Below are 9,208 nucleotides of genomic sequence, written 5' to 3' on the forward strand. Positions count from 1 at the left end.
TTGTGTTATTTGTTTATTGGTCATAAATTAATAATACATGAGAACAGGCCCTTTGTGGTCTGTTTTTTTGTGTATACACAAAAAAGCTGTTACACAATCAATTACCTGATTGTGCAACAGCCCCTTTTATTGTTGGTACTCACTTGTATTAGCTTCTTTATTTTCATTGTAATATTGAACGCCAAACTGCGAACCTTCCGATACCATTTTTGCATTTTCAAGTTGTTCCAAACCTTTATCCTCTGACTGATCTGGTACACCCGCCTCTTCAAGAGTAGAACGGATACTATTCTGATAATTTTTAACTTTCCTTTTTACGTTATCTCTTTTATCTTTGTTTTTTAGAAAGTACCCAGCAACTGTAGCTCCAATTACTCCTGCGGCACCAGCAGAGTATAAATATTTTTTCTTCATCGAATCGTCCTTTCTTTTCTTCTTATATATCCTTACCCTTTTCACAATTTGCCCAAACATAAAATTGTGATATACTAATTCATAAACAAAATACGTATGCAGCTCAAATCTTTCATAAAACATGCTGAATAAATTATATACTTGTCCTATTTATTCTTTGACATTGGGGTGAAAATATGCAAGTGAAATGTACCATTTGCGATTCAGTTGAAAGCATTGATGATCATTGCTTTGAAGCAAAACGCTTAAGAAATAAAAGAATCCTTATGCACTTATGTCAGACGTGCTACGATAGAGTTGAAAAAAAGACGTTGGCAAGACATGCAACAGGTAAGTTCCGCTTATATTCAGAAAAAAAACCCGTTGATGAATTTATTTAATTTTAGAATATAAAAACCCAGAAGATTAAGTTTCTTCTGGGTTTTTAACGCATCCTCTTGAGCTTCAAATTCATTTCCATAGTTAAAACGAAATATGAAAATATAAGTTACGAGCGATTTTTTCTTTCTTGATATAAACGAAAACGATAAATTGCTAATACAAGTGATATCACGATTAAGCTTTCCGTGATCGGAAGTTGAAATATACTAAAAATAGTTAATAAATAAACTCCCAAAGCAAGCATGATATATACAATTATTGTTTTTATAAGGGTAAGCTTTCTTGCAAATCCAAGTTTAAATGAAATAATACTAAAAATTAAGTTCAAAATGTATAACGTCAAAAACATATGATCTGTACCGAATTGTTCTAAAATAAAATTGAACACAAAGCTAAAACTTCCTTCCATAGCCATCCCCCTGTTATCTATCTCATTTCCATATTCCATCATACTAAAATCTATTATGTTTCGCCAGTTATAATCTTATCAAATAATGCAATACATTTTGAATTCTCGTCTTCATTCATTTATACTAGAAGTTGAAGAAGAGGTGGATTGGGAATGAAGAAGTTAAATATACCGATGCTGCTTTTAGCAATACTTGTAATTGGCATGTTTGTCGGCGTAGGTGCTGCTATAGCTTATCGTAATACTTGGTTGGTGGTTTTATTTTTATTATTAGGTTTTACGTTGATGGGAACTGGGATTCGTTTAAAAAAAGCAAGGGAGTGACAAATCACTTCCTTGCTTTTTTTATATAATTAGCTATAATTTTCTCTTGAATTAATGGATTTCCAGAAGCGACAGATGTTTTTGAAAGCATGTCGAGTGTATCGCCATCTATAGTAGTTGTTACTCCTCCAACTTCGCTAATAATGACCATTCCCGCTGCATAATCCCACGGTGACAGACTCAATGTTAAATAACTATCGATAATACCTTCTGCGACAAATGCAAATTCCAATGCCGCCGAACCGTAAGTCCTCGACCCTCTCACATCTTTTACAAGCTTTTGCATCCATTTTTCGTCAACGAGACGGTTTTCACATAGCCAAAAGTGATTCATACTAACGATTGCTTCCTCGAAAAGGATATCACGATGAAGTTGTGGAAGCTTCTTATTATTCTTATAAGCACCTTCTCCTCTTTTTGCGCTATATAATACATCTTCCATTACGTTATAAATAAGTCCGATTTCTCCAATACCATTATTAAAAATACCGATTGAAATCGCAAAATTCCTTTTTTGATGGACAAAATTCATCGTGCCATCAATAGGATCAATAATCCAAACGATACCGTTCATGGAATCTAGCTGATCACCGTATCCTTCTTCGCTTAAAATAAAATGATCAGTAAACGTAGATTTAATGTTGTTTGCGAGAAAAGCTTCGGTTGAACGATCCATCTCAGTTACTAAATCATTCGCATTTGATTTTGTATCAATAGTTAATGGATTATGAATTTGTTGCCTTATTTGCTCGCCTGCTTCGTATATCCACTTTGTAGCTTGAGAAAAAATCATATCACGCTGCGCTTTGTTCATCTGTATACTCCTCCATTCAATTCTACATATAATAGTACCAAATTTTAAATACGCCGTCATGAAGTTTAGCTAATTAAGGGAACTAGTTAAAATTTATTGTTTTAATTTTTCTCACCTATTTATTTAATATCATATCGGCCATTTCCGAATGAAGGCTATTTATAGGATACAACAGATGATATACATCTTACTATGATACATGTATTATTAACAATAAGCTTGCAATAAAAATCTCATCTACATTATTATGCTTTTAAATCCAACCATTGCTTTCTTAAGCAAATGAGCCGTTCTTTGCTTTTTATTATTTCAATTGCATCTTCTTTTTTCATCGCGTCATAAAGTGTTAACAATTCATAATCAATTTCCATACGAATGACCTGCAAATTGTCCAATGATTTTTCTTTATATAATGTTCCTAATACGTACTTCACATTTTCACATCCTTTCGTTAAATACTTTTTATTCCAAAAGTTTACTTTAAATATATTTATGATTGGTTTTCCTATTTGGTTCGACAAGTAACATCCAGTTTCTTAAATTTATTTTCATTTAAACCTAAATTTGAAATATATCTCAGGCTACGATGTACTCGTTAAAACAAAATGCTACTATACAACATAACGTGAATAACTTGACTTGTACTTTTACATATTAAATAATGATAATCAAATAGGCATAGCTTATTTCATTTAGGCAACTTGTTTAAATGATAAGTGGCAAACCTTATCAGCAGATATTCCTATCCGTATTTAAGCACACTGCTACATGTAGAAATAATTTTTCATGTATATACAGCCCAAACTCAGCAACTAAACAAATTCAGCATATACTATCACGATTTAAAGTCCCTCTAATGCTTTAAAGCAGGGATATTAACGATATTTTATAGGAGAGGACGATGATGATGACCTTTAAAGGATTTGAGAAAGCAGATTTTGATACATTTTATATTGAAGGCCTCGGAGAAAGAATGGAAGCAATTCAAACAAGAATCCAACCAAAATTTCAACAGATTGGCAATGAACTAGTAGATTTCTTAGCTGCACAGCTTGGGAATGAAATGTTTCTACATATTGCTAAACATGCTAGAAGAACAGTCAATCCCCCTCAAGATACGTGGTTAGCTGTAGCTGATAATAAACGAGGATATAAAAAACACCCGCATTTTCAAGTAGGTGTATTCGATGATCATGTATTTGTATGGTTAGCGCTTATTTATGAGTTAGACCATAAATCAAAAATTGCACAAACCTATTTAAACCATTTTGACCAATTAAAACAACTTCCTCAAAGTTTTATGTATTCATTAGATCATACTAAAAAAGATGCCAAACCACTATTAGAATTAGATAAAAAAGATGTAGAAAGGTTTAGAGATGTGAAGAAAGCGGAATTTTTAATTGGGAAGCATTTTGCCAAACATGATGAACGCATTTATGACGGAAATATCCTTATAGAGGAGTTAAAATCTACTGTTCATCCATTGATACCTTTTTATAAACTGGCTCTACAAAGCAAAACTAATTATACAAAATAAGTATCATTTATTAATTGTCCAACGTAAAGAATATTAAAAAAGGAGAGAAGCTCTACAAATGCTTCTCTCTTCTACTTCATTTTTATAAAATGGTCTTCGGTTATCTTTACATATTTAAGTACATGAAAGCTAGAATATCCCGAACCTTGTTTAAAAGTAGCAAACAACTTCTTTTCTTCACTTTTACTAGGAACTACTTGTTTAAACTTCCGGTAAGCTGCTATTATAACTTTCCTTTCAACCTTTCTTTCATATGCCTGCTCAATTAAGCTGAAAAACTGCACAACATAAATAATTTCTTCTTTTGTCCATGTATTGTCAATTGGATAGTGATAATTCAAATTACTTCCTCCATATACACGTTCATTTCATTCCCACACCTTCAGTTTAATCAAAAAAATTGAGGGCATGCAAGTATCTTCATACAAGATTTAAGAAAATGTACCCTATTCCAAGTTCCTTAACTAAACATTTTTTATTTTACTATCTCATTTTAAAGACATGGTAATAATAATTCCATTAATAAAAAACTACCTCAAGGGTAGCTTTTTTATTATAATATGGTGCTTGTAGTAATGAAACAATCGAATAGTCACTTCCGGCGCTCAGCATTTAGCGACTTCACGAAATCTTCCTACGATAAGTCATCATCAGTTGTCACTAAGAGGAAGAACGACTAAAAACGGGCTTGCCGCCCGACGTCAGCATACCCCTGTTTTAGTGGCATGATTCCTTTATCTCAATAGATTCGTTCCATTAGCTACGTTACTAAACGGGCGCTCACAGGCCTTTGTTCTTATGCTTATTTATTTTCACGACACGTTGGACAAGTACCATAAAGAGTTGTTACTTTTTCTTCTTCATATTGCTCAATAATTGTTTGGCAATCTTGACAAACTATTGTACCCATTAAATCCAACTCCTCTTCATAATGATAACGTATTCATATTATAATATGTCACATTTTAAAAATCAAGCCTAATTAGTATAACACTTTTTTTACATTATGGACGATAATTGCCTTTTACCATTTTGAAGCAGTATTATACGATAATGCATTCCTCTGTTCTCCCTATCCTCGTTAAAGATATGAACCTTTTTATAAGGTTATTAGCGTAGATTTAGCACTTAAAAACCAAAGTATATCAAAAATGGAACACTGATAGCTCCACTTTATTTCTCTTCGTAATGAAATGCTGTAGAAGGGCTGCATTCGTCTTATATATGGCGGTATATACCCTAATCGAAACAGTAAAAAGCCTCCACAGGAACAAATACTTCTAACTCAAATAAATATGAATCAGAAATACAATGATGTGGAGACTTTCTATTTAAAATAACTACTTATTGTTTACTTAACGTTTGAATTTGTTTAGGATCAACCATCTCATACCCTTTATCCCTTAATCCTTTAACAATATCTGCTAATGCTTCATTTGTCCATTCCCGATCATGCATTAGCAAATTGGCTCCCGGTTTTAGTAGGGAATAATCAACCCCCGCTTCTGGACCTTCTCCGCTTACCATTGCTTTTTTCAGTTTAGTAGCATCTTGATATGGCGCGAAATAATCATACCCATATGTCCAGTTCATAACGACCATTCCTTGTTCTTTAGCCACTTGTCTGGAGTGGACACTATTCATACCATGAGGGGCACGGAAGAATTTCGGGCGTTCTCCAATAACCTCTTCAATTTGATCATTCACACGAACAATTTCTTCTGTCTGTTCCTGCTCAGTCAAATCTGGTAACTTAGGGTGGCTATATGTATGGTTTCCGATAACAAAACCCATCTCATGGATTTGTTTTAGCATATCCTTTTGTTCTTCTGTTTCTAAAAAATGTCCATTTACAAAGAATATTGCATTGGCTTCTAGCTCTTTTAATGTCTTAGCCATATCCAACGCATGCTTATCTGGTATGTCATCAATTGTTAACAAAACTACTTTTTCATTGGTATTCTCATCAATTGGTACTATCGTAGCATTGTCCGAAACCTTATACTTAGGGTTAGGGGCTTCGTTTACCACACTTTTCTCTGTTTGGTTATCTTCTTTTTGTGGCTTCTGTTCTTCCTTACGTTGATCCTGTTTATTTTCTTCAGCCTTATCTGCATGTGCTGGTTGCGATTTTTCATCACTCGAACCGCATGCGACTATGAATAGTCCAATGAAGATGAAAGTAACCACTAGTATAGCTTTCTTCATATAGTTCCTCCTGTCCGAGCTCCTGTTAAAGTGTCAACTTCTATTATAGATTGCTGGAAAATAAATGACAACAAAAATCTACATTTTTCTTGTTTATGATGACCTAAAGGACTTCTTAGAAAAACTTGACTTATCGATGACGAAATTCTTCGTTTTTTTATATAAATCAAAAAAATCTTATGCTTTCCTATAGCTAAAAAAAGGGAATTAAGTGCTGCTAATATTCACTACTACCGGCTTGTCTAGCTTTCGTCCTACAATTAAATTGAAAGTCTTAGGAGTTCTTTATTAAAATACAACGAACATTTTACCCACTTTAATAACGATTTTGAACTCCGTATAATTATCGAAAGAATTATTTAAATATAAAAAATCATTCAAATACGCATCAATTATTTTCTTTGTTTTTTCATATAACTGCAACTAGAAAATGCATGATGACAAGTTTTGAGCTTTTTTAAGTATGATTAATTAGAGGAAGGATATAGTAAAATAGCAAGGTTTGTTATTTGAACAATCTTTGTGCTTATGTTTTAATACAATAAGTACGTCTACATAGTTTTCCAAAAAAATAAAAATAGAAAGGATTATTTTTGTGAAGAAAGTAACGCGAGTATTCTATATTTCAGCAATTGCTGCAGTACTTTTCATTATTTGGGGAATCATTCCGGAAGACGTATTGCCAAATGCCAACTTAGACAATGTCACGAATACAATTCAGACATTTCTCGTAGATGAGTTTGGTTGGTTCTATTTATTGAGTGCAACTTCATTTGTTATTTTTGCGATCTATCTCATTTTTTCAAAATATGGCAATATTAAACTAGGCCGACCTGGAGACAAGCCGGAATACAACTATTTAACATGGTTTGCTATGTTATTTAGCGCTGGTATGGGGATTGGTCTTGTGTTCTGGGGAGCTGCCGAACCTTTATCCCACTTTCATGATCCACCATTTGGAGCTGAAGAAACAAATGATGCAGCTAAAACAGCGATGCAATACAGTTTCTTCCATTGGGGGATTCATCCCTGGGCTATTTACGCGACTCTCGCCTTAGCGTTAGCCTATTTTAAATTCCGCAAACAGGCACCAGGTGTTGTTAGTGCCATTCTTGAACCGCTCTTTGGTGATCGAATTAAAGGTTTATGGGGGACATCGATTGATTTCATCGTTGTTTTCGCCACTATATTTGGCGTTTCTACATCACTTGGCTTAGGAGCTATTCAAATTAGCGGCGGTCTCTCATACGTTACCGGATTAGAATCAACTATTACCCTCCAACTTATAATCATTGGGATTGTGACCGTATTATATATGACTTCAGCCATGACAGGGCTAAATAGAGGAATTAAGTATTTAAGTAATGCTAATCTTGCTTTAGCAGTATTACTAATGTTGTTCGTATTAGTCTTAGGTCCAACCAACTTTATAATGAATTACTTTACTACAACATTAGGTAGTTATGTACAAAACCTACCTAGCATGAGCTTACGTATGACCCCTTTCAATGAGGAGAATTCTACGTGGCTAAATAACTGGACATTCTTTTATTGGGCTTGGTGGATTGCTTGGGCACCATTTGTAGGTACTTTTATAGCAAGAGTTTCTCGAGGTAGAACTATAAGAGAGTTTGTCTTAGGCGTACTGCTCGTACCTACCATTTTCGGTGCTCTATGGTTTTCAGTATTCGGAGGATCTTCTATTCATTTAGAAACGACTCAAGGTGCAAATATCATGCAGAGTATTAATGAGTTTGGTGAAGAGACAGCATTATTTGCTGTGTTGGAACATTTTCCTATTGGTACCTTTATATCCATTCTTGCTATCTTATTAATTTGTACTTTCTTTATTACTTCTGCCGACTCTGCTACATTTGTTCTTGGAATGCAAACTACTGGCGGAAGTTTAGATCCAGCCAATTCAGTTAAGTTTATATGGGGTATTATTCAATCAAGTGCTGCAGCTGTATTGTTATGGCAAGGTGGCTTGAATGCTTTACAAACAGCCTCGATAATCGCAGCGTTTCCTTTTGCCATTATAATGATTTTAGTGATCATTTCTCTTGTCAAGTCCTTCCGGCAAGAAGCCAAAGACCATAACTTAGCAACGAAAAGAAAAAGCTAGAGCTCATGCTCTAGCTTTTTCTACAATAATAGGACACAAAACTGTGGCTTTCATCATAATGAAAATATTTAGGCACCGCTATCTCCAACTTAGTCTTCATATATCTTCCCATTCTTGAAATAGGAGCGTTTCAACACCTTATTTGTTAGGTTAAAGGTTTATATTCATCTTACCTTTAAAGATACCTGTACACCGCTTAAATAGTTTTTCTTCTAATATTACCTTTCTCTCTCCTATTTCTATTTCTTAATTGAATTACTTCAGCAAAAGGACTACGTTTACTTCATTTTATTATAGGGAAATCGTAATGTAACATTTTTTACTTTTAGATATCTTATATTACTACCTCTAACAGCACATTATCAACTTTATAACAGTTGCATGACATAAAACTTCAGTCTATCTAAATTTGATAAACTAAAGCTATCGACATTACATGACAAGTGGGTGACCAACAATTAAAAAACTAATTATTTTTTTAGTAATTGTTTGTGTACTAGTAAATGGCTGCAAAACGTTCAATGCTTCTACTATTAACGTAATTTCCTTTCAACCAAAAAAATATGATATCTTTTTTTATACACACCAAACGAATGATTCGGTAGAAAATCAATATTTTGATGCTATCATTGAGGTGAAAGCAAATTTCCCAACCGAATTTAGCAAAGTAAACACAAGAAAAACAGCTTTGAATGAGATTGATGAGAAAATAGATCCTAAGTATCCTACTTTAATTATCAGAAAAGACGGAAAAACTATTGAACGAATTAGTGGTCAAACGCCTAAACATGTAATCATTAGTAAACTTGAAAAACTAATGTAAAAAAGTAAGATTAATAAACATAGAATATTTAATGGAATGCTAAAAAGGGGCTGTTGCACAATCAGGTAATTGATTGTGTAACAGCTTTTTTGTGTATACACAAAAAAACAGACCACAAAGGGTCTGCTCTCATGTATTATTGATTTATGACAAATAAAAGAATAATACAA

Annotated in this window: 12 protein-coding genes; 5 read left to right on the plus strand and 7 right to left on the minus strand. The window is 33.5% G+C overall.

Going from position 1 to position 9,208, the window contains the following annotated elements; genetic code table 11:
• Positions 1-126: 126 nt before the first annotated feature.
• The gene (locus HLX49_RS16465) at positions 127-537 is read right to left on the minus strand and encodes a hypothetical protein (RefSeq protein ID WP_296363252.1); all 411 of its coding nucleotides are present in this window, start codon (positions 535-537) and stop codon (positions 127-129) included.
• A gap of 53 nt (positions 538-590) precedes the next feature.
• Here HLX49_RS16465 and HLX49_RS16470 point away from each other — a divergent pair, with 53 nt between their 5' ends.
• Positions 591-794, plus strand: coding sequence for a YlaI family protein (locus HLX49_RS16470; RefSeq protein WP_077704442.1), 204 nt, complete (start codon positions 591-593; stop codon positions 792-794).
• A 107-nt stretch (positions 795-901) separates the two neighbouring features.
• Here HLX49_RS16470 and HLX49_RS16475 read toward each other — a convergent pair whose 3' ends face one another.
• A complete protein-coding gene (locus HLX49_RS16475) occupies positions 902-1,204 on the minus strand; it encodes a YlaH-like family protein (RefSeq protein WP_077704445.1) in 303 nt (100 codons plus the stop codon).
• Between the two features lie 153 nt (positions 1,205-1,357).
• Between HLX49_RS16475 and HLX49_RS16480 the strand changes: the two genes are divergently transcribed.
• On the plus strand, positions 1,358-1,528 hold the full coding sequence (locus tag HLX49_RS16480; protein WP_296363256.1) for a DUF5325 family protein: 171 nt from the start codon (positions 1,358-1,360) through the stop codon (positions 1,526-1,528).
• Between the two features lie 4 nt (positions 1,529-1,532).
• Here the strand turns inward: HLX49_RS16480 and HLX49_RS16485 are convergent, their stop codons facing one another.
• Complete coding sequence (locus HLX49_RS16485) at positions 1,533-2,342, minus strand: inositol monophosphatase family protein (protein ID WP_296363258.1); 810 nt, start codon at positions 2,340-2,342, stop codon at positions 1,533-1,535.
• 245 nt (positions 2,343-2,587) lie between these two features.
• Positions 2,588-2,776 (minus strand): hypothetical protein, encoded by a 189-nt coding sequence (locus HLX49_RS16490; protein WP_077706908.1) that lies wholly within the window; start codon positions 2,774-2,776, stop codon positions 2,588-2,590.
• A gap of 473 nt (positions 2,777-3,249) precedes the next feature.
• On the opposite strand from HLX49_RS16490, the gene HLX49_RS16495 reads away from it, so the two are divergent.
• On the plus strand, positions 3,250-3,882 hold the full coding sequence (locus HLX49_RS16495) for a YktB family protein (protein ID WP_077706909.1): 633 nt from the start codon (positions 3,250-3,252) through the stop codon (positions 3,880-3,882).
• A 71-nt stretch (positions 3,883-3,953) separates the two neighbouring features.
• On the opposite strand, the gene HLX49_RS16500 is transcribed toward HLX49_RS16495, so the two are convergent.
• The 3 genes from HLX49_RS16500 to HLX49_RS16510 form a co-directional block, all read right to left on the minus strand.
• Entirely contained in the window at positions 3,954-4,223 is a 270-nt protein-coding gene (locus tag HLX49_RS16500) for a UPF0223 family protein (protein ID WP_077704451.1), read from the minus strand.
• Positions 4,224-4,684: 461 nt separating this feature from the next.
• Positions 4,685-4,792: a GapA-binding peptide SR1P gene (locus HLX49_RS16505; protein WP_077704453.1), complete on the minus strand. Its 108-nt coding sequence runs from the start codon at positions 4,790-4,792 to the stop codon at positions 4,685-4,687.
• A gap of 434 nt (positions 4,793-5,226) precedes the next feature.
• Entirely contained in the window at positions 5,227-6,090 is an 864-nt protein-coding gene (locus HLX49_RS16510; protein WP_101934063.1) for a polysaccharide deacetylase family protein, read from the minus strand.
• A gap of 595 nt (positions 6,091-6,685) precedes the next feature.
• Between HLX49_RS16510 and HLX49_RS16515 the strand changes: the two genes are divergently transcribed.
• Complete coding sequence (locus tag HLX49_RS16515; protein WP_077704458.1) at positions 6,686-8,215, plus strand: glycine betaine uptake BCCT transporter; 1,530 nt, start codon at positions 6,686-6,688, stop codon at positions 8,213-8,215.
• A gap of 634 nt (positions 8,216-8,849) precedes the next feature.
• Complete coding sequence (locus tag HLX49_RS16520) at positions 8,850-9,038, plus strand: YbbN family protein (RefSeq protein ID WP_077704461.1); 189 nt, start codon at positions 8,850-8,852, stop codon at positions 9,036-9,038.
• The last annotated feature ends 170 nt before the right edge of the window (positions 9,039-9,208 follow it).

This window comes from Virgibacillus sp., from assembly GCF_013393565.1.
Classification (GTDB): domain Bacteria; phylum Bacillota; class Bacilli; order Bacillales; family Amphibacillaceae; genus Virgibacillus; species Virgibacillus dokdonensis.